The sequence below is a fragment of the Verrucomicrobiia bacterium genome, assembly GCA_035629335.1.
Classification (GTDB): Bacteria; Patescibacteriota; Saccharimonadia; order Saccharimonadales; family Saccharimonadaceae; genus DASUUR01.
This window is the reverse complement of sequence record DASPIB010000001.1, coordinates 1,021,710-1,048,169: the sequence shown is the minus strand read 5'-3', so window position 1 is coordinate 1,048,169 and position 26,460 is coordinate 1,021,710. Positions and strand designations below refer to the sequence as shown.

Below are 26,460 nucleotides of genomic sequence, written 5' to 3'. Positions count from 1 at the left end.
ACCACACAATAAATGCCACTCCCACGGCACAGAGGGCCAGCAGGGCATACCAACCCGATGACTTATGATGAGCGACAAATTCACTGGCAGTCCACGTGATAGTGCCATCAGAACCGGTCGGTGGCACTGCAACCGATAACGGCTCCGTTGCAACCGACGCATTTCCATCGCCAGGATTGAATTGCCACGAGCCGTTTTCCATAAGCGTTATTGTACATGAAACATCGGTCGGTTGCACATACGGAGGTAGCTTGTTACAATTACCCCTGTTATCAAGCCGCTTAGGGAAGGGTGTCCGAGCGGTTTAAGGAACTGGTCTTGAAAACCAGCGTGCCAGCAATGGTACCGTGGGTTCGAATCCCACCCTCTCCGCCAGAAATTATTTATATACCCTCAAGTATTGTGAGGGTATATTTTTTATAAAACGGCACTCACCCGCTTCCCCTCGGCCTGATTTTATGTTACAATTCCTCGAGCACGGAGGAGTACCCAAGTGGCTGAAGGGGACGGTTTGCTAAATCGTTAGATCGGGGCAACCTGGTGCGAGGGTTCGAATCCCTCCTCCTCCGCCATGAACTTATTTACAAAAAACACCTATAGGTGTTTTTTGTTTGACATTTTTCTTTATCAATCTATAGTTAATTTAGCCAATTCGACTCTTGAAGGAGCGGCAGTGCTCACGCTGATTACAGATCCAACGATTCGCCTTAGTATCAGGAACGAAGATGCAGTCAAAAGCATTCGCCAAATTAAGACTGGGCGTGTTGAGAAGGGTGAAACGGTTGAGTTCCCCTTTTGGGTCAATGAAACCCACCGGTGTGATGTCTGGCAGGCACTCTATACTTCAGACTCCGTGATGCTTCTTGCTGGCTATGTTACATATAACGCTAGCAACACTAATTGTATCGTGTTTTATGCGGAGCTAATTGACGATGAATGGCGTGCTGGCAAATGCTACTACAAAACTCGTGACGAGCGTGTTATTCATGAAGAAATGAGCGAGGAAGTTGCGCTGAGGCATATTGCTGAGCTTCGGGCCGCGAGCAAGTAGCATTGCACGGTGGGTATCCTCCGGGTGCCCATCGTGATTATTTCAAAACTTAGTTGTTTTTTTAAAATTTTCATTATACAATTTGGGGACAGCGAACACTTCAGTGGGTGTTCAGGCGCCCACGCCAGAAGCGTGAGCTTGTTCATTCCACACTACTCTTTAGGGGAGGTGAGAGGCCATGCCCAAGAAGCAGTTGACCTCGAATCACGGGGCGCGCAAGAAGCGCGTCCGTATTGTCATCTTTACGGTGGCGGCACTGGGGGCAATGATCTTCGGTGCGGCTGCAGGTGCCACGATGTATGTCGTTTCTACCGGTCAGGGTGCCACGGCGACGAGCACGCACTCGTCGCTGCCGACGGCTAGGACGACACCGGCAACTACTCAGGCAGCAGTGGCTTCTGCCTCCCCTAGTGCGCCCACGACTACCATCGTGATGCGTACTGAGGTGATCGAGACTAATCCCTGTAAACTGGTGGACGCTCAAGATGTTTTTGGCGCGTTCATCAGGCAGCAGTCGCTGTTTCAGCGGATTAGCCCTGAAGGGGCACCGCCACAAGGGCCAGCGCAGCAACGGGTGTGCGAATACCAGTCGTTGTCTCATTTGGTGAAGATCACGACACTGATGGACAACGGTCAGCACTTCGCGCAGGCCAAGGCTGCTGCACAAGGCCAGCGGTGGTTCTGGGATGCAGCGACCGACAAGAAGTTCGCGGCCGAGGCTGAAGCTTTGGGCGACGACGCTTTCCGGACGCTGAATATGCTTTACTTCAGGGTGAAGGCCGTCACGGCGGTGGTGAGCATCACTCCACCCACCGGGATGACCGAGTCGCTGACGGATCATGGCACGCCGCTCGCCAAGATCGGTAGCCTGATCGCGAAGCGAATCTATACCTTGAAGTAAAGGGCGCCCTACAAGGGCGCGCGGTGGTACCAGGGAGCGCAAGGTGAACAGCCTTCCTCCCTGGTACTACAACTAAAACCGCAGTAGAGTGCGGTTTTTTAGGTATAAAATGGAAACCCACCGTTCGCAGATTAAGGCGATGACTAGACTTCAAGGCTAAGCAAATGATTGAGAAGTCGCCGTGATGATGAAAAAGGTAACAGCCCTGCCCAAAAACAATCACTTGAAAAGAACTAAAATATACGATATAGTGTACTCGTTTTGGATGATAGTTGCACTGGCAAGTTTTCGGTTTTCTAGACAACGGGGAAAAACGATGGCTGAGAATAAGAAGTGCAATGACAGCAAGCCGCACCCCATGCACCCTTGGACGGAGAGGAAGAGGGGCCGGCCTGATAAAAGCTTCAACTGCCCTGGCGTACCGGGCACCATCAAAAGGTAGCCTAGCTATGTAATCACGTCTCGCAACTATTGTCCAAAACAAATCGCCAGTTCATGCTGCTACTGTGGCATGGACTGGTCTTTTTATTGCTATCTCTTTAGACCTGTAAATCTTGTCGAAGCAAATAACAAAATACAGGTGAAAGAAGAATATTGACATTATTAATTATTTGTGATTTAATTAAATAAATCGTTCGCTGACCTTGTCCGAGCGATCGGACAGAGACAATTTGGAGAAGAAGCATATGGACAGGGCATTTGCTGCTATTGCCGCCATCGAGGTGCTAGCCTTTCTCGGACTCTGCGCCGGAAGCAGCCGAACGCTGAGCCGTGGCAAGCAGGTCGGCCTGCTCTTTACGGCAGGTGCACTCAGCTACCTCGGACCCGTGTTCTCAGGACTGATGGACTCGATCAACCTCGATGCGTGGCGGATCAATCTCCTCTGGGGGTCAGTCCGCGAAACTGTACTGACCACCAACATGGACGTCTACTCGCCCAGCTCCGCTGTCGCGCTCTTCACGATCGCAATGTTCAACTTCGGCTGGCCGCTGGGCATCGTGCTGATCGGCCTCTGCTACTTGCAGGCTGCTCACCGCAAGTTCAAGGCTACTCGCCAGTCCGTCGCATGGCAGCCTTCTCGTTTCGGGTTCGCCTGGAAGCTCCCTGCCTTGACCAAGGCGAAGCGCCGGCCTCGATCGGCGCCCGTCGAGGACTTCCCCGGCCAGCGTCATGGTGACGCCCCGCCGGCTCCTGTCGACGGCATCCGCGCCTCTCGCTAGTCTCATCCGTCCGCGGATACCTCCTCTCCTCACCGGAGTCGAGGTATCCGCCCTACCCTAAGCGCTCACGATATTGAGCTTTTAGGGAAGGAGCCCGAGAGCTATTCTTCGCTTGACGCTAATGCTATACTTACATATATGCAACCGAATGGGCAGCGAAACTACTGGCAGCCACAAGCTGATAACACTGAGGGGGATCTCCAGCCGCAACGGCCGGTCGCTTCGAGGCCGGTGCCGCCACGTACGGAGCCAATGCCTGCTGCACCACCTCCAGAACCGCAAGCGCCACTAGTCAGCCCTACCCCACCTTTGGTCACTCCTGCTGCGCCAGTGAACGCTGAGCAGCCACCGCTGCAATCTGTACCCGAAGCTACTGCACCTACCCTTGAGCTAGAGCTTGATGATATAGTCGACGATGTCGCTGACCCTCTCTTCGACGAGCCCGCTTCCGAGACCAATCTCAGCTGGGAAGCAGCCGATTTTATCCATCACGAAAAAGACGCCGCCTGGTTTGGTATTTTTGCGCTGGTGGTCATAGCGATGGTGCTATTTGTGCTGTTTGTTCTTAAAGATTACGTACTATTGGCGCTGGTAGTCGCTATGGCAATTGCCCTCTTCGCTTTTGCGCGGCGGCCAGCCCGAGTGGTGCGCTACACCCTTACGCCCCAAGGAATTCATATTGGCCAGGTGTTTCACGCCTTGTCAGAATTTCGGGCTTTTGGGGTGGTCCGTGATGGTGATTTTTACGCCATTATGCTGATGCCAGTAAAGCGGATTGCACTCGCAACTTTTGTGTATTTCCCTGAAGAGAAAGGCGAGCAAATTGTCGACATGCTTGGCGCCTATTTGCCAATGGAGCCAGTGAAGCTTGATATTGTGGATATCGCCATTCGCAAGATTCGACTTTAAAATTACAACTTTATTTTTGATCTTTTGCTGAAATATAAAGATTGTTTCCCAAAAACAGAGTAACATCTGAGTCTGATGCCGAAATCAAGGGGCGCATTTTATAAGATTTTGACAATTTAGGGGAAAACAGTACTTGCCTACCCACCCAACATTTGCTACAATGCCATTTGTTCTACCTACGCATCCCCTGCGCAGATAGAAAGCACTTTATAGTTACAAGGCGTAACCGCACAGAGTTTCTCTGTGCGGTTACGATATGCACCCGTAGCTCAGCTGGATAGAGCGTTGGCTTGCGGAGCCAGAGGCCATAGGTTCGAATCCTGTCGGGTGTACCATGTGAGAAAAGACTGCCTAAAGCGGTCTTTTTTCTTTCAGCGATTGTTTACCCAGACTTAACACGCAAAGGCAAACGGCCTGCCGATTATTGACACCATAATAATTATATGATATTATCTAGATTATCTTTCCAAAGTGGATAGATCAAGACATTCGGCTATGCGAGGAGTGCCAGTGGAGTTCAACGGCAGCGAAAAGGCTATCATCGAGGCCAGTGCCGAGGCAATCGTGGCTGGCCGGGATACTATCGACAAGCCCAATTTGTTTGTTCTTAATTCAGCGTTCCAGCGACGCGAAGGAAGTGATGCGATCGTCGCCGCACTTATCAAAAATGTCGAACAGTGCAGTGGCGGCAAGTACACGATTCGCAAAGCTGATCCGGCACTCTTCGATGTGTCATCGAAGGGCATTAGCCTCTGCCTTGTGCGATGCATCGTGGACACGCCCGAAGGGTTGGTGACTGAACTCGATGACAGCATGCTACTTATCGGTTTTGGTCCGTACAGCAACGGTCTCAAAATCGGGGCCAAACGAGCATCGCGCGAGAAGGTACTGGAACACCGCGCAAGCGCTGCCAAGATGGCTCGCGATCGACAGCGCCGTCAGAACGCAGAGCAAGCTGTCGAGACGTTCCTGGGCAAGCTTACTAGCGCCCTCAGGCAGCGCACCTCGCAGCATGGCGACCCCGAACTTTCGGAAGAACTGCACCGAAAGCTCAAGTTCAGGGACAAACTGACGCTCGAAGAGGTGGCCTACTTCGCTGCCACCATGGGCGTCACCATCGAGTCACTTGTTAGTGCCTGAGCCACTTTTGATCACTTTGGAAAGGGAACCCGTAGCTGCAGGCTTGCTTGCGGCTCGGGTTCTTTTTCTATTTGAATACACAATACAGTTTCGACTTCTATTCGTCTCATCAGATAAGGAGCATACCTTATGACTGCAAAGCAGAAGATAGGAGAACTTGAGCCTGATGGGTGGCTCGTCATCTGCTATTGCAGCCGAGCCGAAGCCCGAGGACGCTAGCTGGTATACTGCACGCCGTTTACAGTTACCGAACCGTTGTGGATATCGCGCTTAACCTTGCCTAGCACGCTTGCAAGAACGACCTCGGCGCCACTTGAAACGTCGAGGTTGGCATTGCCCGTGATTACGCCGCCATGAACGAACTGGCTGTTGCTGCTAAGATCCGCCTTTACAGTGGTGGTAAAACCTTCAGTGACTGCGACGTTAGCGCCACTCGACAGATCGAGCTTAAGCTTGCCACTGGCCGTGTCAATCATGGCCCAGGAGTCGCACGACAAGTCGCAAGTAAGCGAACTAATGTGTTGAGCCACAATGCTCGCCGGGCCGAAGCCCTTCACTTTCAGCTTTCCGCCAAGCGTTCCATGGACGCCGATTGCACCAATGGTGTTACAGATAGACGCCGCCATGTGCGGCGGCACGACCACCGCAAGTGTGATCGGGCGGCTCAGATCGATCTGTCGACCATCGACAAACAAGTCTTCATCCGAAGAGGCGAATGTCCTACCCGAAGTGGTTGTGCTGCAGCCGACGACGACCCCACTACCAGCAAAGTGAAGAGTTTTGAAACGACGGCTTGATAGCGAAATGCTGTCGTTGAGCAGACCGAAGCTGCCCTTGATCGACAGCGTTTCGCCTCGAGCTTCGAACGTGAGACTCTTGAGGAGCTCCTCATCACCGTAACCATGTAGGTATGCATGAGTGGCTTTGTCGTCCACGATGATGGCGATCTGGCCGAGCATCTCTTCGATCTTGATTTCGGTGACATCGTCGAGACCGCTGCTGAGGGGTCGGTTGATGAGCGGCGCTGCAGGTAGTGCGCAGTTCGCCAGCTCCGAGGCCGTCTTGAGCAGATCAGCAAGCAACCGGTGCATGTGTCTTCCTATCTTCTGCTGTTAAGGTTCGAGAACCATCTCTGAACTTAAAATATATATTAAAACTTTTAATATAAAATGTCAATAAAAATTGCGGGGGCTTTGCCAAAGAATAGCAAAGCCTCCCCGCTTTAAGCCGTGACCCTAGTCGATGGGGGCATCACGACCATCCGGATCGTCACCCCGGCCTTCATCGGCCTCGATGATCTCATCCCGACTCGGGCCTTCAGGTTTGTCGTGGTGTGCAAGCATAGCCTGCTCCCTTCTTCGCGTGCGAACAAGACGCTTCCACTGTACTACAAGCGTGCCGTATTCGTAAAGAACTAAAACGTAGCGTCGCTAAAACCCAAAGCCCGCTGCCACAACCGCGAGCCGCCATAAAGTAGCAGCGCCACCACAATCAAACTACCACTCAGCACAAGCAATTGCGTGCCGATCGCGGGCAAGGCTTGCTCGGTGAGCGGGGCAAAAAAGGCGGTGGTTGTTGCCGGTAAACCAACAAACAAGAAGCCAAAATCAAGAAAAGTACCAACTAGTAGCAAGGCGGCACCAAACAGTGCTGTTACAAGCATACTCACACCGATTCGAACAGCGAGTTTTCGGAGCGCCAGATGTCTTTCGCGACTTAAGAACACTACGCCAATTCCCGAGAGCACTGCAACCAATAGCGCACCGCCAGCTACCGTCGGCAGCGCCTGCACCAGCGCTGGAACCCGATTGACCATCAGCGCAGTATCAATTGAAACAGCCGATGGGCTATGAAATGCATCGCTCAATTCCACGTTTTTAGTGGCAATTTCTTCGGCCAATTGTTGGTCGGTTGGGCCGATAGGACGGCACTGGAGATTATTAAAATTAATTGGCAAGCCGGTACCGCTTGGGCAATTAGGTAGCTGCGCCAATTGCGACTGCAGCTCAGGAACCAGTTGGCGGATAAATGCCTGTTGTTGAACGTCAAGCGTGGCAGTAGCTGGCGGCGTGGTTGTTTTACCTTCTAGCCAGTCGTAGGCGGCATCAATCGCCTGCTCGGTTTGCTTTTGAGTGTTTTGGGTTGAAAAGGTTTTATCAAGGGCTTCATCAACCGGCTGCAGTAACCCTGGGTTAAGCGCGCCAAATCGCGTATGGATATCTTGGCGTATGCCGATTGTGGAATCGGTGATGTTTTGGTAGGCATTGCCTTTTTCAAGCCAAGTTTTCACATTTTCACGCTGCAACACTGTCAGCTGCACAGTGATAAGTGTCACAAAAATGCCAAGGCTCATAGCGCAGAGGCCCATAAGCAAACGACTCGGGAAGGAGAGAGGTTGTTTCATACTCCTATTGTAGCGGTTTTTAGGTGATAGCGAAATGGAGCGCGCCATTGCCGATTTCTCTCGAAGAAACGCACAAAATGTGCTATCGTAAAAAGCAATGGAGAGGTGCAAGAGTGGTTGAATTGGCCGCTCTCGAAAAGCGGTGTGCTAGCAATAGTACCGTGGGTTCGAATCCCACCCTCTCCGCCATGGAGGAATTATATGCAAGAATCTATCTTTACGAAAATTATTAAGGGCGAAATCCCGGTTCACAAACTGTACGAAGACGATCACACCTTGGTTTTTCTCGATAACAACCCCGTTCGCTTAGGCCATACGCTGGTGATCTCAAAAAAACAAATCGACCAATACATCGATTTGCCCGACGAAGACTACCTCGCCCTCTGGAAAACAGTCAAAAAAGTCGCCGCTAAACTCCGCGCAACCATGGACAAAGAACGGGTGGGCATTATGGTTAAGGGCATTGATGTCCCGCACACCCATGTGCATCTTATCCCCTTTGACGCTGGTGAAAGTTTTGACAAAGACGAGCACTCGCCGCAGCTGACAACCGAGCAGTACCAGCAGCTGGCAGAAAAATTACGACTCAGTTAAATGGCCATAGAAATTATTTCGGTGGGAAAACCGCACGATAGTGTATTTAAGGATGCCATTTTTCGCTACGAGAAGCGCCTGCAGAAGCCTTTCACCCTAAAGTGGTCACTGATACCGCCTTCGTCTCACGCGGCCACCAGGGCGGTTGAGGAAGAGTCTGAGCGAATAGTCCGCCGCTTGGCGCCTAAAGCAATTGTTATTTTGCTGGATGAACGTGGGCAGCAGCTTGACTCCCCTGCCCTAGCCCGGCAGCTTGAGGTCTATCTTTTACGTGGCCAGCCAATAGTGTTTATTATTGGTGGCGCTTACGGCGTATCCGATGCCGTGCGCCAGCGAGCCGATTTTACCTGGGCGCTTTCGAAGCTGGTGTTTCCGCATCAAATTGTTCGGCTGCTATTGGTCGAGCAGTTGTACCGAGCGCAGAGTATATTGAAGAATCAGGCTTATCATCATCAGTAGGCCAAATCGAAAGCACTGGATGATGCTTTGCAGCTATTTGAGCCGCGGTAAACTGGGGGGTCTCATTGCATCAATTTGGGTTGACACACGCCGCCTAAACGTTCAAAAATGATGCAGCTTGATTCGTCTCTAGTTTCTGGAGGGCTAGATGAAGAGCAAAGTGCAGCGTCTTTCTGACGATGAGATCAAGAATGGCCTTATGTGGCTTACGGAGAATCATGCGTTTAGCGCGCTGCCTGCAGAAATGTGGGAAGCCGCTCACACTGCCCTACTCCGGCAGAAAAAGAAGCAGTATAGCAGTGAGGATGCGGTGATGGCGGTGGTACGAGCTTTCGGGAAGGCCGACTTGGACGATGTGTTCAAGCTGCGAGTGACGCCCATGCAGGTGTGCTGGTTGCTGGCCTGCTTGTTGCCGGCAAGCGACGTGCTCGCGGCTGCAAAGGCCAGGGTTTGCCCGGTGCCATATGCCCGACAGTTGCAGCGGCCTTGATGGCAATGAGGGCACTTAAGTGGCTTGATATTCAGAAGATGGATATCAAGCCACGTTTTATGTCCAAGATAGTACTGGGGGTATGCTCATGACCCCAATCGCTTTTTAGGCAAGAACCTCTCCCACGAGAACACCTAATTGACATTTCTAACTATTTGTGCTAATGTTTATCTATTACCAAACAAAACAAAAATATGCAAAAAAGCTTTATCTCGTACCTCACTGCCACGCTAAGTATTATTCTCGGACTAGGAGTCATCGCTAGCGGTGCTCATTCGAAGGATGTTGTAATGCACGCTACAAACATTGAACGATTCCAGGCTGATAACTTAAGTAAACACATTACTGACGAAACTTCTCAAACGCAATCGCACGCGAAAGTGCACGCTGAACTCCATAACCATATAGAAAAACAGAATCTTAAAAGCATGGTAAAACAGGTCAGCGACCAGGCGCCACAAGCCGATGTGCGATCATTGAAACGAGTAAAGCCACCGCTTAAAAAACAGCTTGTTTCGACCAGGCATACTCGTCGGTTGACGCATTTACTCCAGCTTTTTGCCCGACACGCCTTAAAGCACGTCTAGCTCTTGTTGTAATCGCTCTGCAAACCGCCGCTGTTCTTCAAGCTGCTCGCGGGTTTCGTTGACAATTCTTTCTGGGGCGTTTTTGACGTAGCCTTCATTTGCGAGGCGGCCTTCCATGGCGGCGATCATCCGGCGAGTTTCTGCCAGTCGTTGCTCGAGTTTGGTTTGGTGTTCGTACAGCACTTCTTCGGTAGTGTCGAGCCAAGCCTCGCGGTTTGGTACAGCCAAGCGCACGCCACGAGGCGCGTCAATTCTTATGACCGCTTTTAATCGGGCAAGATGCATAATCAGATCGGCATTATCGGCGATCAAGCTGTCGTTACCATATAGCAGGGTTTGCTTGCCGCCGGGTAGTTCTTTGGCCACAAATCGGGCTTCGGCGACTAATTTTTGTAGTTGGGTAAATGCTGCAGCCGCAATTTCGTCGTAGGCTGCTGGGGTTGGCCACGGAGCGTTAATCAGCAGCTGCTTTTCCCAGGCCAAAGTCTCCCAGATCGTCTCTGTAACGAACGGCACAAAAGGATGTGCTAATTGCAGCATGGTTTCAAGTACCCAAGCCAGTATACTCGGGTTGTTTTGCTTCTTGCTAGCTTCAATATACCAATCCGCCACGTCATCCCAGATCGTGTGATAAGCCACCTCGGCGGCTTCGGCAAACCGGTGGTGTTTTAGGTGGTCAGCAATAGTGGTAGCTGCGGAATTGAGCTGCTGAACAACCCAATGGTCGGCAATTGACATAGCCTTTGGGCCACGATTGACATAGTCGTCCCCTACCCTATCTTCAATGAAACGCGCAATATTCCATAGTTTATTGCAGAAGTTACGGGCGGCCACAACTTTGGCCGGCGAAAAGGCCTGGTTTTGGCCAGCACTTCGCGAGCTCACGATACCAAGACGCAAGGCATCTGAACCGTACTGGGAAATTATCTCCATCGGGTTGACGACGTTGCCTTTGCTTTTGCTCATTTTTTGGCCGTGCTCATCAAGTACTAACCCATGCAGGTACACCGTTTTGAAGGGCACTTTGTCAGTAACGTACAGCCCGAGCATGATCATGCGTGATATCCACGAGTTTAAGATGTCATGGCCGGTTTCGAGCATATCTGCTGGGTAAAAACGGCTTAACTCACCATTTTCGAGGTAGTCGGTGGTGATGAACGGCCACTGGCCCGAACTAAACCAGGTGTCAAAAGTATCTTCTTCACGCTTGTAAGTTTTGCCGTCAACAATGATTTTTTCTTCGGAAACTCGTGGGTCAAAGATCCAATCATCGGGGTCGTTAATGTTCTGAAAGGCTGGAATCGGGATGCCCCAAGGAATTTGGCGGCTGAGGTTCCAGTCGCGGATGTTCTCGTAATATTGCATCAGTGCCTGGCCTTTGCTCTCGGGGATAAAAGCAATATCACCGTTGGCTACCGCTTCTTTTGCCCGCGCGGCAAGCGGCGTAACCTTAAGGAACCACTGATCTTTTAACAGGGGTTGAATAATCGTGCCACACTTGTAGCAGTGGCCAACGCTGCGCTCGTGATCAATCTCCCCTCTTCTTAACTCAGCCGCTTCAAGGGCATCGAGCACCTTTTCACGTGCTTCAAGCACCGTTAACCCATTGAACTGCTCGGGAATATCACCGGTCATGAGGCCATCGTAGCCGATGACCTGGCGCTGCTCTAGGTAGTGCCGCTCCCCTATTTCAAAGTCGGTTGGGTCGTGGGCAGGGGTTATTTTAACCGCACCTGTACCGAAGTTAGGGTCAATGGCTGAGTCGGCAATTATTGGGATCTCGCGGTTAGTGAGTGGTAAGAGTACGCGTGTGCCGATTAAATCTTTGTAGCGAGGATCCTCGGGGTGAACTGCCACCGCGACGTCGCCAAGTAAGGTTTCTGGGCGTGTAGTAGCAACGATAATCTCCCCTATTTTATCAAGTAATGGGTAGGCAATTTTCCAGAGTTTCCCCTTTTCTACTGCGTGCTCAACCTCGATGTCAGCAAAGCTGGTTTGGTGTTTGGTGCAATAATTAACAATTCGTTCACCTCTGTAAATTAGGCCGTCGTCCCACAGTTTTTTAAACGTGCCGTAAACGGTATCGATCACCTTTTTATCAAGTGTGAAAACCAGATGCTCCCAACTGGCGCTGGCACCAAGCGCTCGTACCTGGAGCTCCATACCGCCACGATGTTCATTTACAAAATCCCATACTTGGCCATAGAGCTGGTCACGGGAGTAATCGAAGCGGCTTTTCCCCTGTTTTTCAAGCAATCGTTCGTAGACAACCCAGGTTTCAAACCCTGCATGGTCGGCGCCAGGAATATATACTGCGTCTCTTCCCTGCATTCGGTGAAAACGAGTCAAGATGTCCTCAAGGGCAATAGTTAAGGCGTGGCCAATATGCAAATTCCCATTGGCATTTGGCGGCGGCATGATAATACTGTACGGCTCACCCTCCCCTTTGGGTGTGAAGGCATTAGCGGACTCCCACAGGGCGTAAATTTCTGGCTCGTATTGTTGAGGCTCGTAGGTTTTTGGTAATTTCATCAGTGCTTTTCTTCTAGTTATAGGTGTTACTTTTCGCATGAAAACAATTAAAAACCACTATACTTCACGTGAAGCATTGTGTTTCCTCTCCCACGGGTTTTGTTTCCACACTGTTTGTGTTATGCGGCTATTATAGCACTATCTGACCGAGGGATAAAAGCAATATAGGAGGAATCTGAAGCAAGATATCCTCGAAATTAGAAAAGCCCATTCCAGCGTGTATGAGCTTTTGAAGTAGAGCCCAGCGGAGTTTTAGGCCCAGGCAGTATGGGCCATCGACAGGCTTGGGATGACTTCGAGCTGGTGTGGTGAAGTAGGGGAGTGTTTTTGGGCGTAGTAATAGGCGAGCGTGGCGATCATGGCGGCGTTATCGGTGCAGAGGTTCGGATCGGCATAATTGACACTGAGCGGTAGGCGCTGGCTGAGCTGCCGGCGAAGCTCTTGGTTGGCAGCAACACCACCGGCAATGACTACCGATTTCGGTTGAAATTGTTTGTAAGCTAGCTCGGCTTTATCAACTAAGGTCTCAATTGCTACTTGTTGGAAGCTGGCGGCAAAATTATTGCGTGTGGGCTCGTCTAAGCGCTCTGCAAGCTTGAAAGATGGAAAATCGTATCCAACACCAACCTCGGCCTGCACCCGCCTTAAAACGGCTGTTTTAAGGCCAGAGAAGCTAAAATCGTAGGTATTTTTGAGCTTGGCTTTTGGAAAAGCGTAAGCAAGCGGGTCGCCCTTAAGAGCAGCTTTGGCAATACTTGGTCCGCCAGGGTAGGGGAGGCCGATTATCTTCGCCACTTTATCGAAGGCTTCACCAACGGCATCGTCTTGAGTTTGGCCGAGCAGCTGGTAATTACCGTGATCTTTAAAGAGCACCAGCTGACTATGGCCACCACTAACAATTAGCGCTAACATGGGGAATTCGGGTGCGGTTTCAAGTAAAAAATTAGCGTACACGTGACCTTCAACGTGATGGATAGGGTAGAGTGGCTTGTTTTTAATAAGGGCGAGCGTGCGAGCGGTAAGGGTGCCGATAAGTAAGCTGCCAACCAAGCCCGGAGCGTGGGTGACGGCGATAGCGTCAATATCGTTCCAGCTGGTGTTTCCCTGCTGCAGGGCGGCTTCAACGACTGGCAGCATAACTTCAATGTGGCTGCGGGCGGCGACCTCGGGTACGACGCCCCCAAACGCCCGGTGAATATCGATTTGGCTTTGCACGATATTACTAATAAGCGTTCGGCCATTATCAACAATGGCCGCCGCTGTTTCATCGCAACTGCTTTCTATCCCAAGAATCCTCATTTGCACTAAATTATACAATAGAACGCGGTTTTATTCTAGCGGCGAGTGCCGTAATACGGATCAAATTTAAAGGTGGGTGCCAAGCGTTGCTTGAACACCCACCAGGAAGGCGGTTAGGCCGTTTGCAGTAAGCGCAGGCCGGCAATCAGGGTGAAGCCGACTGTCAGTAGCGTAAGAAGTAGTACCGGCAACGCACCCGAGAGCACTTCGCCTAAAAGTGAACTTTCGAGTTTTGTGCTGACACCCGGGACGCTTCTGGCGGCTCGAACTCCATATTTCATTAGGCGGCGGAAAGGCAGCCAACGGGGAAGGTGGGCGGCGCAGTAGGGGAGGGGGGTCCTGAATGCGGCATGGCGAGGGTATAATCTTGCCAGGCTACACAGAGCAAGCTGGGCTATAAGAAGCCAGAGGTAAAGTTGCAATCATTCCTCCTTGGTGAGGCCTTATCTAACCGTCCTTAAGTATAAAATAAAACATTATGCTCGCTGAGTCAATGGCATATAGTTGCACTGCTTGCCACAAAGTCTTAAGAATGATATAGTAATCGAGCTTAAGGCATCGGTAGTGAGCCGTGAAACTGGGGTAGCTATGACGCGTAAGCCGAAAGCACTGGACGGTCAGCTCAGGAAGATCTTAAACAATATCGAGCACGCCGTGAGAGATGGTAATGATGATGAAGTACGGCGACGTTGGGGTAATGTTAAAAACAAGTATTTTAAAGAAATGATTGCCCCACACCTTAGTGACCAAGCGAAGGAAACACTTGGCCTAGAGCTATAGTTGTTAAACTTTCCGACCGCAAGGAAGCAGAACTGCTTTTTTCTTGCGGTTTTTAAATACAAGCAAAACACGTTCTCAGCGGTTTATGTGTCACAATAAACTAACATAGTTCGCATCGAGCAGTTAACTGAAAGTATCTTAATCTCACTAATTTAAATGGCAAATGCCCCACTCATCACGCGGGGCGTTTGCCGTGTTTGCGTGAGAGAGGGGCGTGTTACTCGGTGAAGAGGGATTCCTCATCGAGCACTTGATCGAACATCGGCATGACTTCAGCCCTGAAAGACCGTACGCCTTCGCTAGACACACCGTGGTCACTCGGCCTCTTGAGGGCCTGGGGCAACCACTTCTCGAGCTCTTCCCTGACTCTTAGCAGTTCTCCCGGTTTGATACCAGCCTCTTCCAGGGTGACTCCCTGGACAAGTGCTTGGAGCACCCCGTAGATGTTGAGGTAGATCGTCTGCGGGTCGTAGCCGTACTGAGGTAGCGGTCGACAGACGCTGAACTTGTGTTGCGCTTGACTTACCCAGCGTTCATGCTGCCATTGGCTCATATCTTCAGCGGTAATGCCGAGGTCCTCGGGCAACAGGCAGTAGTCTTGCAAGTATGTCATGAGCTTGTCTACCAAGCTGTGGCTACCTTCCTCGCGTGCACAGTACACGGTGACGTCGGCGTCGCAGAGATGCTTGAGGCATTCCTTGTAGATCGACTTGGCGATCAGCTTGGGGTAGTTGGTGGTGATGTATCTCTCGATATCCCACTTCCTAAAAGTGAAGAGACTGAGCCGGTTGCCTCCCGTGGTCAACTCTTCACCGCGCAGTCCGCGGTGAACTACCAGCAAGAAAGCTGACTTCTCGAAGAAGTCGACAATTTCTTGCCGCAGTTGATCGGGGGTAGGGCGAATGCCGGCCGCCCAGACAAACGCCATCAGTCGCAGGAACAACCGCGATTGCGACTGCTCCTTTTCCTGGTAAGCATTTGTGGCCAGCTGCCACAGCCAGCGCTTGTCCTTCATGAACTGCCAAAGGTAGGCGAGCTCCGAGGGGCGCATGTCTGGGACGCGGTTGGCGTAGGTGTTGAACAGGTCTGCGGTCGACCTTTGCCGACCGGTCATGGATGGTTCGATGTGAATGAGCGAGAATGTCATGGCTATTACTTTCTACGAGAAAGGTTTCATGAATACTCTTTCATGATTATATCATTACAAGAACAATTAGTCAATAGCAATTAGAGATTACGACCGCGGCACCGAAACAAATCGGTGCCGCGATGAATAACGATCAGCTGTGCGGCTTAAGCGTGACGAGCATGATGCGCTTCATGAAGTTATCGGACAGTCTGCGACCGCTGGAGTTACCGGGCGGCTTAGCGCTAAAGTAGGTGACCTCTACGGTATTCATGCTGGTGCGCGTTACCCGACAATCATTTGGCTGTTGCTCATCCCTGACAACCAGCAGTCGGTTGATTGTGCTAATGGCTTGCCCCTTCGGTCCGGTTTCATTCTTAATTGCGCCCCCCGATATCCAGGCGGACTTGCCGATGGGAAGATCCTGCAGGAACACAGCCACCACTCCTTGTCTCGAAAAAACTTACCGGTTAATTAAATCAAAGCTAGCCAATGGGCGCAAGGAGCTATCTAGAGGATAGCGACTAGTTCAATATCAAAAACTAAATCCGAATTTGCTGGAATGTTTGGAGCAGGGGACTGCGAGCCATAGGCTTGCACGGCCGGAATAATTAGCCGCCGCAAGCCGCCAATTTTCATGCCGGGTACGCCGACGCGCCAGCCTTCAATGACCTGGTCAAGACTAAAAGTGATGGCCTCGCCAAAATCGTGTGAACTTTGAAAAATAATGCCATTTGCGGCTAGGGCGCCGGTGTAATGGGCGGTGATGGTGGCGCCTTCGGGTGCCGTTTCGCCGTTGCCTTCGTGGCGGTCGATGATACGCAGTTCGGTAACTTTAGGGATAGGAACAAAATCTGCTAGTTGTGTGCCTTCAAGGCGAGGTGTGTTTGGATTCATGGTTTTAGTGTAGCAGGAGCTGGTGTCTAGAGCCAACCAATAAGCTATGTCCGTAAGCCGCAATATGGTGACGGCGATACTTGTTAATTGGAAATAGTAATGTATACTAGGCCGAATGCGTATGGTGCGCAGACCGTGAACTCACGGTATGTAGAGGGGTAGTCCTTTGCGACACAGAATGACGGCGATGTTCGTCGCTCTTCTTATGATGGTGGGCTTGTTCGTTACTACGCCTGCCGCGTCTGCAATCGTCACGCCAACCGCGATACAACAGCTCCCCTATACTTGGAACGGCCCGAAGGCCGGGTCGTTTGTGAAGGCAGAATGTGCACTCGGTCGTGTCAGTTTGTACGGTCGGGGCCTCGGCACCGGTATGTACGGCACGGCACAAAAGGGAGGTTCGTTCAGGTGGATGTCGCTTCAGGGCGGCACCTTCGCTTGGAGCGGCGTCGCGACCACACACTACACACTCGTTCTGCAAACAAAGAATTGGACGGGTGTTGCCGAGTGGCGGCTGGAAATCTCCAACTGCGCCGTTACGCGAATTACCAACAAGTGGACAAGCACTGACTTGATTCAGGCTGTCGTTTCGGTGAGCTGCGCACAGGGTGCTGACGGTCTGCTAAAGGTCGACATTACCGGAGGTGGTCACGGAAGGGGCAATCTCACGATCAATCAACTTGGCGTGAGGATGGGTGGTTCGCACGACTTGGACGGTTCGCCGTTTGCGATTTCGAATGTGGTCACTCGCGACGCCACGATTCAACTCACATTGACGGCGTCACGTTGGAACAATGGGCAATCCTGGACCAACCTACTGCGCGGATGCGAACCAGTCAGGGGTCGGGCGTTTACAGAAGGTAACCCAGAGGACTATTCAGTGGTGACGATTGTCTGTGCCTCGGCCGGCAACGGCCACCGTACGGTGGAATTTGCCGGTGAGTACGTTGGCAATGGCAGTTTCGGCTACTTGAACCCGAATGGTAGTTCTGGCTCCGGCCCCGTGAATTCTGATCGCAACGGCTCGTTCAAGATGGAGGGCCGATACCCTGATCAGTCGAGCGTCGCCAACTGGCTTCAGACCGATGGCTGGCACAGTAGTCAGCGTACTACCTTCACGGTGATGCTGCCGAGCTGTGCAGTTGCAACTTCCTAAGCCCGTTTGCCGCAGTTCCTGACCGAAGCTTCATGGCTTCAACCAGGGGCTGCGGCTCTATTTTTTATTAAGCATGAACTTATAGTTATTTTTTGCTATAGTGGCTTGTAGTATGGAAGATCTGAAAAAAAGGGCGAGGCAATTATTGCCAACAAAGGCGGTGTGGCTGGCTGAAGAAGCCTACCGGTGGGGGAGAGTGTATGCCGTATCAGCAAAGTATGGTAATCCGGCCCGTAGCTTACGGGTGATTGCCGTCACCGGTACTAACGGCAAAACGACCACCGCTAACTATTTAAACGAAATTCTAAAAGCCGCCGGCCACCGCACCGCGATGTTTACCACCGCGGTGATTGAAGTCGCGGGGCAACGACAGCTAAACGACCTAAACGCCACTGTTGCTTCAACCGAGCGCATGCAGCAGTTTTTCCGTGACGCCAAACAAGCGAAGGTGGATTTTGTGGTGCTCGAGATAACCAGCCACGCACTACACCAGCACAAGTTGGCGACGGTGCCAATTGAGTGCGCCATCATGACTAATCTTACCCAAGATCACTTGGATTACCACAAAACCATGGATGCCTACGCCGAAGCCAAGGGTATGTTGTTTGCGAAAAAACCGCGGTTTATTGTGCTGAACCGCGACGACCAATGGTTTGAATTCTTTGATAAATATGAACCCGGCGAGCACAAAATTAACTACGGTACCAGTGAAAACGCTGAATTTCGAATTACTAAAGTGAAATTATTCAAAAAGGGCAGCGAAGTACATATTGAGGCTGATCACCAAACAAAGATGGATCTGGCGACGGCGCTTCCGGGAAAGTTTAATGTGTATAATCTTACGGCCGCAGCTGCTGCGGCCTACATGTTAGGCATAGATTTAACGGCTATCAAGGAAGGCGCGGCGCAGCTTACGGCTATTCCGGGACGGTTTGAACGCCCAGTTGAGGGATTGACTTACGAAGTGATTGTCGATTATGCTCATACGCCCGATGCTTTGACCCAGCTGCTTGAAGCGGTGCGGAATTTGACCAAGGGCCGCGTGATTTTAGTGTTTGGTGCTACGGGCGACCGCGATAAAGGCAAGCGGCCGATTATGGGTGAAATCGCGGCTAAGCACGCCGATCGAATCTTTCTAACCGATGAAGAAAGCTACAACGAAGATCCAAGCACAATTCGACAAATGGTCATGGAGGGTATTGTTGCCGGCAAGGGAAGCGGGAAAACTGAAGAAATTGCTGACCGACGCGCTGCAATTGAAAAAGCGCTGTCGATTGCGCGACGCGACGACACGGTAGTAATTACCGGCATGGGACACGAACAGTTCCGGATTGTCAACGGTGAACGACTACCGTGGAATGATAGCGAAGTAGTGAGGAAAATTATAAAAACTAAATAAAAAGCCTCGACCCTACTGCAAGGGCCGAGGGGTGTTCACTTCGGTTCGTACCAGACTTCAGCTGATGCATTTGATAAGAAATGTCCAGTACTACGAGCTGGTCCGAAGCACAGCATGACCCTTGAACCATGCGCATTTCGACAATGTACATAAAAATAGGTCTGATCGTCTTGTGTGCGTTCTCTAACCTCTTCAGGGGTGACAATTACTGTCGCGTTATCCAAAACCGCTTCGAGCAGGAAGTCATATTTAAGATTGAGCAAAATTGCACGATGCAGGTTGGCCTTGATCTGATTAAAAATCCTTTCAGGATTCCCCGCGATTACATACTGTTTGTCGTAGCCCATGCCCGTCCCTTATTATGAAAAGCGTCCTACACCTCTGATGATATAGAGGTGTAGGACGATGGCCGGAGTGTTGGCGCTTATGCGGCGTCTTGCGTGGAAGTTGCGCCGCCGTCACGCTTTAGTGCCGATTAGCCGACCAAGAGTGGAATCTTCTCACCCGGCTTCACCTGCCGAGCCAGAGGCAGGGCAACCCGAACTGGCTTGCCATCCACCGTGGCGCCGGTGAACTCGATATTGTTACCCGTAGCGTCTTGACCGGTAACCGTAAGCCTCAGGTTGCCCTTGTCCGTGGGGACAGAGCACTCGCTATTCCTCCTCCGGAGCGCGCCTTCAAGCGTGCACCGAAGATCGTGAGCACTGATACGGGGAATATACTCGTCCGCCATGATAGCCTTCCTCTTGTTGAGCAGGTTGAACGAATATGAGTATATCATACATATATTAAAACTTTATAAAAATCTATAGAGTAACAAAAAGTAGGCCCGGCGATCCAACTACGGATCGCCGGGCGGGTGTATGCTCCGATCGCTAAATCTTGGCCGGCGAGACAATCAGGTTGTCTTCCGACACCGGCAGCCCTGCCTCCTGGAGCTTGCCGAGGATGAAGGTCAATGGTCGCTCAGTGTCAGGCACATCGATGGTGCCCGAGTACGTCTGGTCGTCCGCATCCACAGTGATGAATTGCCAGGATCGAAGGCCGTTCCTGGGTGAAATTCGCGGTACGCGCCGACTCACCATCTCGCTTCCGGCGAAAATGATGAGCTCGCGCGTGGTAGGAACTTCGACTTCAACTTCAGTGCTGGTCAACGGTTCACCTTTACGGAAATGGCGCCACAAGTATGGTCGCCAAAGGGGTAGTGGAGTACATTCGGACGTTCACAATAGCGCCCGAAGCGGTGTGGCCGATGTAGTGCGTCATGTCCGGTTCGGACGAGACTTCATCGACCATGAAATGCAGTGTCTTGCCTTCAGGGCGCAGTGTACAGAAACTCTTGCGCTGTCCGGCGAGCCACAGCTTAGCCTTATCGAGTAGACCAAGCTGGACTTCAAACTTTTCCATATCGGCCTCCCGTAAGACTGTATAGATAGTAAAATATTATTCTACTACTGTCAATAGATTAGTAATAAAAATGAATTATTGCTAGAATAACTGCTGGCAACTCTACAAAAGGAGGTGATTACTATGCGTCAACCCTAGGGGGTGATGCATGGTGTCGTTTTCTCGCAACCGCGAGACGCCAATCTTCGTGGATATCGCTCGGCTTCGGGTGAGCCATAAAAAGTTGCGGAAGCTGAGTGAGGCAAAAATCCGCCAGTATTTGCACGATTATGAAAGAGGTGATGACTTCCCGCCGATTGTCGTAGAAGATTGCGGCGAGTTTTACACGGTTCGTGACGGCCGCCACCGCTATCAGGCGCAGCTGCGGGCCGGGTTCGAACAGGTGTTGGTAGTCGCCTACTAAATCAAGGTGGTCCAGTTACATGGGCCACCTTCTAAATATCTGTCCGCTACTCAAGTAAAATGTGCGAATAAGGTACAATAGAATCATACTGAGAAGGAGGGAAGAATGAATCCAGAAATTTTCAAAGCGTATGATGTCCGTGGCCGAGTTGGTTCTGAATTGACCGTTGAAGTGTGTTGGAATATTGGCAAGGCGCTAGCAGACTTTTTACCTAACGATGGCGCAGTGGCAGTGGGGTATGATATGCGGCCCGATTCAAAACAGCTCGCCGAAGCCGTGATAGAAGGCGTGCGCCTACAGGGGCGCGATGTTATAAATATTGGTTTGGTGAGCACCGACATGATTTATTTTGCAGTTGGGAAGCTTGGCCTAGCGGGTGGGGCAATGGTCACCGCAAGCCATAATCCTGGCGATTACAATGGCATCAAGCTGTGCCGGGAAGAGGCGAAGCCAATTGGTATTGAAACCGGTTTGCTTGAAATTCGCGATGCCGCTATGGCTGGTAATTTTGTGCCAGCGGCCGAAAAAGGCAATCTTACAGACAAAGACGTCCGTGAAGAGTGGGTGCAGCACGTTTTGAGCTTTGTTGAGGTGAGTAAATGGCCGCAGTATCATATTGCGATCGACGCCGGGAACGGTATGCTAGGAGCAATTGCGCCGGTGCTCGAGCCACATGTGCCCTTAAAGATTGAGCGTATGTACTTTGAACTTGACGGCACTTTTCCGAACCATATCGCCAACCCGTTGGAACCGAAAAATATTATCGATTTACAACAAAAAATCCGCAGTGAGGCCCTCGATTTCGGCATTGCTTTTGATGGTGACGGCGACCGCGCGGTGTTGGTAGATGAAACCGGCGAACCAGTGAGCGGCACGGTAATGACCGCGATTTTAGCCAAATATTTCTTAAGCCGCCACCCGAACGCCACGATTTTATATAATGCCATTTGTGGCCGGATTGTCCCTGAGACAGTGGAAGCTAATAGCGGCACGGCGATTCGCACCAAAGTGGGGCACAGCTACATTAAAGCCAAAATGCGCGAACACGATGCGGTATTTGCTGGTGAACACAGCAGCCACTATTATTTCCGCGATAACTGGTCGGCCGATAGCGGCCTCTTGGCTGCCATGATTGCTATTGAAGTGCTGGCGCAAAGCGGCAAAAAACTGAGCCAGCTTGCGGCCGAATTTAAAAAATACGTGGCAATTCCTGAGACTAACTTTGAGGTGGCCGATAAAACAGCGGTGCTAGAAAGCTTAAAACAGACCTTTACCGATGGCCAGAAAGACGAGTTGGATGGCTTGACGGTAAATTACAGCAACGCTTGGTTTAATGTGCGCGGCAGTAACACCGAGCCGCTCATTCGGTTAAACGCTGAAGCTACCACTGTAGATGAGCTTGAAGAGTTAGTCGCACGGGTGCGCGCAGTGATTGAAAAAGCTTAGAAATAAAAAGAACCCGTTTGAAGGGTTTCTTGTGGGGTAGGGTGATGGGGTGGTGACGACGGTTGTCGTCACCACCCCATGCACGTCAGTTTACACGAAGGCGTGAACCTTCTCTTGCGTCGACGCCACACGCTTGCGGTTGGACTTGCGGCGCACGGGCTGCGCGTTCAGCGCCGCGACGAACCAGGGGTAGTGCTCGAAGAGGTGGGTGGTCGCTTCACGCTTGGCGATCTGCGCCAGCAGGCTGGGCAGGTCGTTGATGACCTCCCGAGCTTGTGCGGTGAGGTTGCCCTGCGGGTAGGTGTCACCCGATGCCAACATGGCATCGGCGACGGCACGCACCTGGCTGAGCGTTTCCGCGCTCCAGCCCTGCTCCTGCTTCATGCCGGTGATGGCGCCGTGGAACTTCTTGCGGGTCAACTCCATGTCCGGCGAGGTGCCGGACTGGTTGTCCTGCGGCACGGTCACGGCCTGAGCGACCGGTGCTGGTGTGGGCTGGCTGGTCTTCTTGGCCAGGCCCTTGGCGATTCGATTGAACCAGCTGTGTCGCATCACCGGGAAGCTCGTCTTCGGCAGACCGTGTTCGACAGCCAGCCGGACGAACTGCTCCGGAAGCTCGCGGATGACGGTTGCCGCCTTGGCGTTGACATCGACGGGAAGCGTCCGGCTTCCACTCTTGAGCATCTGCTTCAGCCACTCGGTGGCCCGACTACAGTCGGAGTTGTCGGTCAGCTTGGCGCAGATGAACTCCTTCAGTTTGTTCAGCACGACCGCCGTGCCATCTTCGACCTTCTCGGCCTGCGGGTTGACGGGGTTGTTGCCACGCTTGCTCTTACCCACGGAGGGCCTCCTAGTGAGTGAATTGTCTGACGTACGGACCGGGTAGTGCCAAGAAGCAGCTACCAGGTAACAGTGGTCATAATATAACAATAATTTCTAAAAGTCAATATTATATTAAAATAACTTGAAACTCCAGAGGAAGCGTTAGGTGAGCAGAGAAAGGCAGCGACTAGATCAATCTACTCTTTAATCACCTTATGGTAATAATGATCCTCATAACTCAAACGAATGATATTCTTGTAGCCTTTTGATTTTATTTCCTGGTATATTTTATTCTCGTCGAATGTTTCATTTTTATTGAAGATCTTAGACCTGTTTTCATCAGTATGGAGTGGATTGAAACCTTGGTCAGCTGAAGCTTGTCGGGCTGTAGCTTCTCATGAGCTAACGGATAGATACTGTAGTGATGATAGATGCCAGATATCCTATCTCGCGATCCTGCCCAAGTGACTCCGATTACTGATTCAGAGAATGAATTCCAGCCAGCTAGGCTGTAAGCCTTTTTTAGGTGTTGGTCGAGAGCAGTGATTGAGTCATTAGACCCGAATACGAGCAACTTTTTAAATAGCACTCTTACTAATTTGATCAATGCCAATCCCAACATAAATTGTTTTTACCCAGCAGGTGTTAACTGTTGATTCAGCAATCTTTTGAGCTGTTAGTGGCGTGGCAGTAGTGAAAAGTATATTCGCGAGTTGTTCAGAGCGTTGAGAGGCTCTTTTGCTTTCATCTGCACCAAGAGCGACGAATTGGGCGCGCGTGATGGGATAGTAAGGAGCGTCTTCTTGGGCGATTGGCTTGTTGGCAATCGCGACGTAAAGATAGAAGAGACCTATAAGCACTAGGGGGAACGCGATGATAGAATAGGCAATTTTATGTTTTTTGAAAGCCGCCCAGAATTTATGCATGATTGTATTGTAACTGCTTTAGGTTAATTTAAAAACCCTTTGCGCTCACAGGGAGCGCAAAGGGGGATGCTCTTCAGCGCCGACCTTTACAGGTTGGCTAGCAACAGCTAATCAACCATGAAGATAAAGGGGAATTGTTAAATATTGTATGATATGATATAACATATAAGTCAACGCCTAACAATCTGGCAAGAAGGAGTCGTCTCATGCAGAAGACTGCCGTCGCCGCGCCTGCCGACGAGCCCCAGCCCCACCGCAACCTCGCTGCCGCGCTTCGCCAGGTGGCAGACGTGCGGAAGAGTTGGGCGTCCGCCCTGTACTCGGCGCTTGCGTTGGGCCTCGACTGGAGTCTCCGCCGCGCTGGTGGCGAGGGCACCCTGGGTAAGTGACACCCGCCCTGCTGGTTCTTTCAACTTGGAAGAACCAGCAGGGCACACATCTACAGAAATTATGAACGCCTTGTCCTATATTAAAGGACAAGGCGTTTTTTAGCGCGTTAGCTCAGGGCAACTTGGCCCCGGGAATTGATTGTCAGCCGCTGACACTTCATTACTTGAGGCTGGTGAAGGCGGAGATTATCGTTACCGTTGTGGGTTTTGGTAGACTGCAGTTGCGGCAGCCAAGAGCTCCTTGGCCGCTGCAAGGTTGCCGCCCACCACTGTTCGCTGCCTGGCTTTTCCTTGCTGTTTGCATCCAGGCTGATGAAACTGAATAGCCGCGCATGCGCTTCAAGTACGATAGCGCCGTTCTTGGGCACGTCGTTGCTGAAGAGTGGATCGACAAACAAGGCAATGCTCGCCAGATAGTGCCGCTGCTCGTGGAGATAGCCGAGCAGCAGGTAGGCAGATTCGTGGCGCATCACCGGGGCCAGAGCAACTTCCCCTGCGCTTTGCCACGCGGTGTGCATGCGACCAAACCAGTTGGTGAGATCACTGGGGCTTAGCTCGGGTAGAAATGGATTGAGATCCGGGCTGGCACTGTTTCCTGCTGCCACTTCACGAAGCCACTTTGGTGCGTATCCCATGCTTGCCGCCGGCTTAAACTTCCCCAGCGTCCTTAGCGAGAACGACATTACTCCTCTTTCGGAAAAAGCAAAGTGAATGATGGACAATTGGTAGCATACGGTACTAAGTGGTAAAAAACAAGCATAAAATTGCCTCGAAAGTCCGGAGCTTTCGAGGCAGGATGTGATCGTCACCTTGCGAGCATTGAAATCCGCGGTGGGTTAGGCAAGAGAACCGGGCGACGCTTTTCGGCAACTTCGAGCAACCGCCAGTTATCGGCCGGGTGGCGCCGGAGGTCCATTTGTGGTAGCAGCGGCGATTCAGGCTGCGCCAGTACTGCCTTCCACCAGGCCGGTTGGCCAGGTCTTTCGCTGTACATACCAGGATTCTTCACGCCGAACAACCGAAAAGTCATCCTTGGAAGCTCCAGTGTCAGATGCGATGGGTTCTCCACCAAGAAAACTACCTGGAGGAGCCGCTGCATCCCCTCGGCATTAAAACCGAAGAGAATGCTAGCAGCTTGAAAAGCTGGGTTGCTAGGGTATTGCCATCTGAATCGATCCATGGTTTCAAAAATTGCACGTTGCTCCTGAAACCACTGGTCGACAATTCTTAGCGTGAGCGCAGACGTCCCCACGGGGTTGAGCAGCGCTTGGTTTGTTTGCGCTCGGCGGTGAGCCGGCATTTTCTCTAGTGCGATCCGGAGGCCCATTGGAGCGTACAAATGACTAGTGACATAGCTGAAATCTTGCAGTGTCTCCAGCGTAAAGTCGCTCATCACTACTCCTTAGATTGGCTGACCTTAGCCACATTATATCACTTGATACTAGCTCACGGTATAATGATTTGTTCTTGACATCATTGAAAAGATCCGTATACTACAAAAGTTAAACGAGCGAAGGAGTGTCGTGCGGCCAAAGATTATGCCCAATTGGGTGTCTAATCCAGACTCGTTTCAATCTCGAACAATAACGTTTCAGAATATGCTCCGTGGAGTCAGTGAGCGCATCGCTTTACACATTCCCGAAGCCAATCAGGAGCGCCTGGTTGGTGCGGTCGGTGCCTATTTAGCAACGCTCGCCAAGGAACACAGCTACATGCCCCTCAAGTGCAATATTGGGCAAACCTATCTGCAGTGGGAGGGTAAGTGGTTTCCGGTTGAATTTGTTGGCGCCGCTACTCCTTATAACAAGGCAAAAAAGCCGACGCGTGATGGCGTTCTGCTTGCACGCCTGATGTCGCAGATGTTGCGGAAGTTTTCGAGTGACGAAAGTGCTGTCCGAAGAGCCAAGACCGACGCCATTAAACTGCTTGAAGATGAATACGATCTTGCGATCGCGCCTGCAGAGGTGCATGGCAAGGTTAGTGAAGACCCCAAGCATAAGGGATGCCTGACCGGCTCCTTTGTGTGGCAGCAATATCTCCATAGTTTTACCGTTAACCTCCGAGCGGCTGGCGGCCTAAGGCAGCTCTGGTAGCATACATCTTCCTCTTTAAAAGGAGTGGGG

Annotated in this window: 32 protein-coding genes and 4 tRNA genes; 19 read left to right on the top strand and 17 right to left on the bottom strand. The window is 51.4% G+C overall.

Features of this window, described 5'->3' with window-relative positions:
- Nucleotides 1-238 (bottom strand): hypothetical protein (locus VD907_05770; protein HYG84352.1); only part of this gene is annotated, 238 nt, incomplete at its 3' end.
- Nucleotides 239-285: 47 nt separating this feature from the next.
- On the opposite strand from VD907_05770, the gene VD907_05765 reads away from it, so the two are divergent.
- The 8 genes from VD907_05765 to VD907_05730 all read left to right on the top strand — a co-directional run bounded on the left by VD907_05765 (nt 286) and on the right by VD907_05730 (nt 5,221).
- Nucleotides 286-375 (top strand) — tRNA-Ser (locus VD907_05765).
- A 104-nt stretch (nt 376-479) separates the two neighbouring features.
- Nucleotides 480-572: transfer RNA gene (locus tag VD907_05760), tRNA-Ser, on the top strand.
- A gap of 101 nt (nt 573-673) precedes the next feature.
- Nucleotides 674-1,051: a hypothetical protein gene (locus tag VD907_05755; GenBank protein HYG84351.1), complete on the top strand. Its 378-nt coding sequence runs from the start codon at nt 674-676 to the stop codon at nt 1,049-1,051.
- A gap of 178 nt (nt 1,052-1,229) precedes the next feature.
- Complete coding sequence (locus VD907_05750) at nt 1,230-1,952, top strand: hypothetical protein (GenBank protein ID HYG84350.1); 723 nt, start codon at nt 1,230-1,232, stop codon at nt 1,950-1,952.
- 686 nt (nt 1,953-2,638) lie between these two features.
- The gene (locus VD907_05745) at nt 2,639-3,172 is read left to right on the top strand and encodes a hypothetical protein (GenBank protein ID HYG84349.1); all 534 of its coding nucleotides are present in this window, start codon (nt 2,639-2,641) and stop codon (nt 3,170-3,172) included.
- Nucleotides 3,173-3,310: 138 nt separating this feature from the next.
- A complete protein-coding gene (locus tag VD907_05740; GenBank protein ID HYG84348.1) occupies nt 3,311-4,081 on the top strand; it encodes a hypothetical protein in 771 nt (256 codons plus the stop codon).
- A 258-nt stretch (nt 4,082-4,339) separates the two neighbouring features.
- A tRNA-Arg gene (locus VD907_05735) sits at nt 4,340-4,416 on the top strand.
- Nucleotides 4,417-4,591: 175 nt separating this feature from the next.
- Complete coding sequence (locus VD907_05730) at nt 4,592-5,221, top strand: hypothetical protein (protein ID HYG84347.1); 630 nt, start codon at nt 4,592-4,594, stop codon at nt 5,219-5,221.
- A gap of 215 nt (nt 5,222-5,436) precedes the next feature.
- Here VD907_05730 and VD907_05725 read toward each other — a convergent pair whose 3' ends face one another.
- Together VD907_05725 and VD907_05720 are read right to left on the bottom strand one after the other, a co-directional pair.
- Nucleotides 5,437-6,180: a hypothetical protein gene (locus VD907_05725; GenBank protein ID HYG84346.1), complete on the bottom strand. Its 744-nt coding sequence runs from the start codon at nt 6,178-6,180 to the stop codon at nt 5,437-5,439.
- A gap of 455 nt (nt 6,181-6,635) precedes the next feature.
- Complete coding sequence (locus tag VD907_05720; protein ID HYG84345.1) at nt 6,636-7,625, bottom strand: hypothetical protein; 990 nt, start codon at nt 7,623-7,625, stop codon at nt 6,636-6,638.
- 99 nt (nt 7,626-7,724) lie between these two features.
- On the opposite strand from VD907_05720, the gene VD907_05715 reads away from it, so the two are divergent.
- The 5 genes from VD907_05715 (at nt 7,725) to VD907_05695 (ending at nt 9,755) form a co-directional block, all read left to right on the top strand.
- Nucleotides 7,725-7,814: transfer RNA gene (locus VD907_05715), tRNA-Ser, on the top strand.
- A gap of 12 nt (nt 7,815-7,826) precedes the next feature.
- Nucleotides 7,827-8,219 carry an HIT family protein gene (locus VD907_05710; protein HYG84344.1) on the top strand — a complete coding sequence of 131 codons (393 nt, stop codon included), beginning with the start codon at nt 7,827-7,829 and terminating at the stop codon, nt 8,217-8,219.
- Nucleotides 8,220-8,678, top strand: a complete 459-nt coding sequence (locus tag VD907_05705; GenBank protein HYG84343.1) for a 23S rRNA (pseudouridine(1915)-N(3))-methyltransferase RlmH — start codon at nt 8,220-8,222, stop codon at nt 8,676-8,678.
- 148 nt (nt 8,679-8,826) lie between these two features.
- Nucleotides 8,827-9,168, top strand: coding sequence for a hypothetical protein (locus VD907_05700; GenBank protein ID HYG84342.1), 342 nt, complete (start codon nt 8,827-8,829; stop codon nt 9,166-9,168).
- A 194-nt stretch (nt 9,169-9,362) separates the two neighbouring features.
- Nucleotides 9,363-9,755, top strand: a complete 393-nt coding sequence (locus VD907_05695) for a hypothetical protein (protein ID HYG84341.1) — start codon at nt 9,363-9,365, stop codon at nt 9,753-9,755.
- Here the strand turns inward: VD907_05695 and VD907_05690 are convergent.
- The 3 genes from VD907_05690 to VD907_05680 all read right to left on the bottom strand — a co-directional run bounded on the left by VD907_05690 (nt 9,741) and on the right by VD907_05680 (nt 14,008).
- Entirely contained in the window at nt 9,741-12,287 is a 2,547-nt protein-coding gene (locus VD907_05690) for a valine--tRNA ligase (protein ID HYG84340.1), read from the bottom strand. The genes VD907_05695 and VD907_05690 overlap by 15 nt on opposite strands.
- A 252-nt stretch (nt 12,288-12,539) precedes the next feature.
- Nucleotides 12,540-13,586 carry a tRNA (adenosine(37)-N6)-threonylcarbamoyltransferase complex transferase subunit TsaD gene (gene tsaD, locus VD907_05685; GenBank protein ID HYG84339.1) on the bottom strand — a complete coding sequence of 349 codons (1,047 nt, stop codon included), beginning with the start codon at nt 13,584-13,586 and terminating at the stop codon, nt 12,540-12,542.
- Nucleotides 13,587-13,699: 113 nt separating this feature from the next.
- Nucleotides 13,700-14,008, bottom strand: coding sequence for a hypothetical protein (locus tag VD907_05680; protein HYG84338.1), 309 nt, complete (start codon nt 14,006-14,008; stop codon nt 13,700-13,702).
- Nucleotides 14,009-14,099: 91 nt separating this feature from the next.
- On the opposite strand from VD907_05680, the gene VD907_05675 reads away from it, so the two are divergent.
- Nucleotides 14,100-14,366, top strand: coding sequence for a hypothetical protein (locus VD907_05675; GenBank protein ID HYG84337.1), 267 nt, complete (start codon nt 14,100-14,102; stop codon nt 14,364-14,366).
- 217 nt (nt 14,367-14,583) lie between these two features.
- Here VD907_05675 and VD907_05670 read toward each other — a convergent pair whose 3' ends face one another.
- The 3 genes from VD907_05670 to VD907_05660 all read right to left on the bottom strand — a co-directional run bounded on the left by VD907_05670 (nt 14,584) and on the right by VD907_05660 (nt 16,389).
- The gene (locus tag VD907_05670; GenBank protein HYG84336.1) at nt 14,584-15,381 is read right to left on the bottom strand and encodes a hypothetical protein; all 798 of its coding nucleotides are present in this window, start codon (nt 15,379-15,381) and stop codon (nt 14,584-14,586) included.
- Between the two features lie 265 nt (nt 15,382-15,646).
- A complete protein-coding gene (locus VD907_05665; GenBank protein ID HYG84335.1) occupies nt 15,647-15,934 on the bottom strand; it encodes a hypothetical protein in 288 nt (95 codons plus the stop codon).
- Between the two features lie 68 nt (nt 15,935-16,002).
- Nucleotides 16,003-16,389, bottom strand: coding sequence for an FKBP-type peptidyl-prolyl cis-trans isomerase (locus VD907_05660; GenBank protein ID HYG84334.1), 387 nt, complete (start codon nt 16,387-16,389; stop codon nt 16,003-16,005).
- Between the two features lie 187 nt (nt 16,390-16,576).
- Here VD907_05660 and VD907_05655 point away from each other — a divergent pair, with 187 nt between their 5' ends.
- Complete coding sequence (locus VD907_05655) at nt 16,577-17,545, top strand: hypothetical protein (GenBank protein HYG84333.1); 969 nt, start codon at nt 16,577-16,579, stop codon at nt 17,543-17,545.
- Between the two features lie 112 nt (nt 17,546-17,657).
- Nucleotides 17,658-18,944, top strand: a complete 1,287-nt coding sequence (locus VD907_05650) for a UDP-N-acetylmuramoyl-L-alanyl-D-glutamate--2,6-diaminopimelate ligase (GenBank protein ID HYG84332.1) — start codon at nt 17,658-17,660, stop codon at nt 18,942-18,944.
- Between the two features lie 35 nt (nt 18,945-18,979).
- On the opposite strand, the gene VD907_05645 is transcribed toward VD907_05650, so the two are convergent.
- The 4 genes from VD907_05645 to VD907_05630 form a co-directional block, all read right to left on the bottom strand.
- Nucleotides 18,980-19,291 (bottom strand): hypothetical protein, encoded by a 312-nt coding sequence (locus VD907_05645; protein ID HYG84331.1) that lies wholly within the window; start codon nt 19,289-19,291, stop codon nt 18,980-18,982.
- A gap of 128 nt (nt 19,292-19,419) precedes the next feature.
- On the bottom strand, nt 19,420-19,725 hold the full coding sequence (locus VD907_05640) for a hypothetical protein (protein ID HYG84330.1): 306 nt from the start codon (nt 19,723-19,725) through the stop codon (nt 19,420-19,422).
- Between the two features lie 94 nt (nt 19,726-19,819).
- Nucleotides 19,820-20,098: a hypothetical protein gene (locus VD907_05635; protein ID HYG84329.1), complete on the bottom strand. Its 279-nt coding sequence runs from the start codon at nt 20,096-20,098 to the stop codon at nt 19,820-19,822.
- Between the two features lie 10 nt (nt 20,099-20,108).
- Nucleotides 20,109-20,351: a hypothetical protein gene (locus VD907_05630; protein HYG84328.1), complete on the bottom strand. Its 243-nt coding sequence runs from the start codon at nt 20,349-20,351 to the stop codon at nt 20,109-20,111.
- A 148-nt stretch (nt 20,352-20,499) separates the two neighbouring features.
- Between VD907_05630 and VD907_05625 the strand changes: the two genes are divergently transcribed.
- Both VD907_05625 and manB read left to right on the top strand, forming a co-directional pair.
- On the top strand, nt 20,500-20,754 hold the full coding sequence (locus tag VD907_05625) for a ParB N-terminal domain-containing protein (GenBank protein HYG84327.1): 255 nt from the start codon (nt 20,500-20,502) through the stop codon (nt 20,752-20,754).
- Between the two features lie 105 nt (nt 20,755-20,859).
- Nucleotides 20,860-22,200: a phosphomannomutase/phosphoglucomutase gene (gene manB, locus VD907_05620; GenBank protein ID HYG84326.1), complete on the top strand. Its 1,341-nt coding sequence runs from the start codon at nt 20,860-20,862 to the stop codon at nt 22,198-22,200.
- 90 nt (nt 22,201-22,290) lie between these two features.
- Here manB and VD907_05615 read toward each other — a convergent pair whose 3' ends face one another.
- From VD907_05615 to VD907_05600, 4 genes are all read right to left on the bottom strand, one after another.
- Nucleotides 22,291-23,040 carry a hypothetical protein gene (locus VD907_05615; GenBank protein HYG84325.1) on the bottom strand — a complete coding sequence of 250 codons (750 nt, stop codon included), beginning with the start codon at nt 23,038-23,040 and terminating at the stop codon, nt 22,291-22,293.
- Nucleotides 23,041-23,600: 560 nt separating this feature from the next.
- Nucleotides 23,601-23,948 (bottom strand): hypothetical protein, encoded by a 348-nt coding sequence (locus VD907_05610; protein HYG84324.1) that lies wholly within the window; start codon nt 23,946-23,948, stop codon nt 23,601-23,603.
- Between the two features lie 496 nt (nt 23,949-24,444).
- The gene (locus VD907_05605; GenBank protein HYG84323.1) at nt 24,445-25,020 is read right to left on the bottom strand and encodes a hypothetical protein; all 576 of its coding nucleotides are present in this window, start codon (nt 25,018-25,020) and stop codon (nt 24,445-24,447) included.
- A gap of 122 nt (nt 25,021-25,142) precedes the next feature.
- Nucleotides 25,143-25,730, bottom strand: a complete 588-nt coding sequence (locus tag VD907_05600) for a hypothetical protein (protein HYG84322.1) — start codon at nt 25,728-25,730, stop codon at nt 25,143-25,145.
- Nucleotides 25,731-25,860: 130 nt separating this feature from the next.
- Here VD907_05600 and VD907_05595 point away from each other — a divergent pair, with 130 nt between their 5' ends.
- The gene (locus VD907_05595) at nt 25,861-26,430 is read left to right on the top strand and encodes a hypothetical protein (GenBank protein HYG84321.1); all 570 of its coding nucleotides are present in this window, start codon (nt 25,861-25,863) and stop codon (nt 26,428-26,430) included.
- Nucleotides 26,431-26,460 lie beyond the last annotated feature (30 nt).

Bases quoted from the DNA above. Each gene is read 5' to 3' on its own strand.
- VD907_05690 (HYG84340.1), bottom strand. From the start codon at position 12,287: ATGAAATTACCAAAAACCTACGAGCCTCAACAATACGAGCCAGAAATT.
- VD907_05610 (HYG84324.1), bottom strand. From the start codon at position 23,948: ATGCATAAATTCTGGGCGGCTTTCAAAAAACATAAAATTGCCTATTCT.
- VD907_05705 (HYG84343.1), top strand. From the start codon at position 8,220: ATGGCCATAGAAATTATTTCGGTGGGAAAACCGCACGATAGTGTATTT.
- VD907_05660 (HYG84334.1), bottom strand. From the start codon at position 16,389: ATGAATCCAAACACACCTCGCCTTGAAGGCACACAACTAGCAGATTTT.
- VD907_05725 (HYG84346.1), bottom strand. From the start codon at position 6,180: ATGCTCGGCCAGATCGCCATCATCGTGGACGACAAAGCCACTCATGCA.
- VD907_05625 (HYG84327.1), top strand. From the start codon at position 20,500: ATGGTGTCGTTTTCTCGCAACCGCGAGACGCCAATCTTCGTGGATATC.
- VD907_05740 (HYG84348.1), top strand. From the start codon at position 3,311: ATGCAACCGAATGGGCAGCGAAACTACTGGCAGCCACAAGCTGATAAC.
- VD907_05655 (HYG84333.1), top strand. From the start codon at position 16,577: ATGTTCGTCGCTCTTCTTATGATGGTGGGCTTGTTCGTTACTACGCCT.
- VD907_05710 (HYG84344.1), top strand. From the start codon at position 7,827: ATGCAAGAATCTATCTTTACGAAAATTATTAAGGGCGAAATCCCGGTT.
- tsaD (HYG84339.1), bottom strand. From the start codon at position 13,586: ATGAGGATTCTTGGGATAGAAAGCAGTTGCGATGAAACAGCGGCGGCC.
- VD907_05630 (HYG84328.1), bottom strand. From the start codon at position 20,351: ATGGAAAAGTTTGAAGTCCAGCTTGGTCTACTCGATAAGGCTAAGCTG.
- VD907_05650 (HYG84332.1), top strand. From the start codon at position 17,658: ATGGAAGATCTGAAAAAAAGGGCGAGGCAATTATTGCCAACAAAGGCG.
- VD907_05700 (HYG84342.1), top strand. From the start codon at position 8,827: ATGAAGAGCAAAGTGCAGCGTCTTTCTGACGATGAGATCAAGAATGGC.
- VD907_05745 (HYG84349.1), top strand. From the start codon at position 2,639: ATGGACAGGGCATTTGCTGCTATTGCCGCCATCGAGGTGCTAGCCTTT.
- VD907_05695 (HYG84341.1), top strand. From the start codon at position 9,363: ATGCAAAAAAGCTTTATCTCGTACCTCACTGCCACGCTAAGTATTATT.
- VD907_05720 (HYG84345.1), bottom strand. From the start codon at position 7,625: ATGAAACAACCTCTCTCCTTCCCGAGTCGTTTGCTTATGGGCCTCTGC.
- VD907_05645 (HYG84331.1), bottom strand. From the start codon at position 19,291: ATGGGCTACGACAAACAGTATGTAATCGCGGGGAATCCTGAAAGGATT.
- VD907_05750 (HYG84350.1), top strand. From the start codon at position 1,230: ATGCCCAAGAAGCAGTTGACCTCGAATCACGGGGCGCGCAAGAAGCGC.
- VD907_05670 (HYG84336.1), bottom strand. From the start codon at position 15,381: ATGAAGGACAAGCGCTGGCTGTGGCAGCTGGCCACAAATGCTTACCAG.
- manB (HYG84326.1), top strand. From the start codon at position 20,860: ATGAATCCAGAAATTTTCAAAGCGTATGATGTCCGTGGCCGAGTTGGT.
- VD907_05640 (HYG84330.1), bottom strand. From the start codon at position 19,725: ATGATATACTCATATTCGTTCAACCTGCTCAACAAGAGGAAGGCTATC.
- VD907_05605 (HYG84323.1), bottom strand. From the start codon at position 25,020: ATGTCGTTCTCGCTAAGGACGCTGGGGAAGTTTAAGCCGGCGGCAAGC.
- VD907_05600 (HYG84322.1), bottom strand. From the start codon at position 25,730: ATGAGCGACTTTACGCTGGAGACACTGCAAGATTTCAGCTATGTCACT.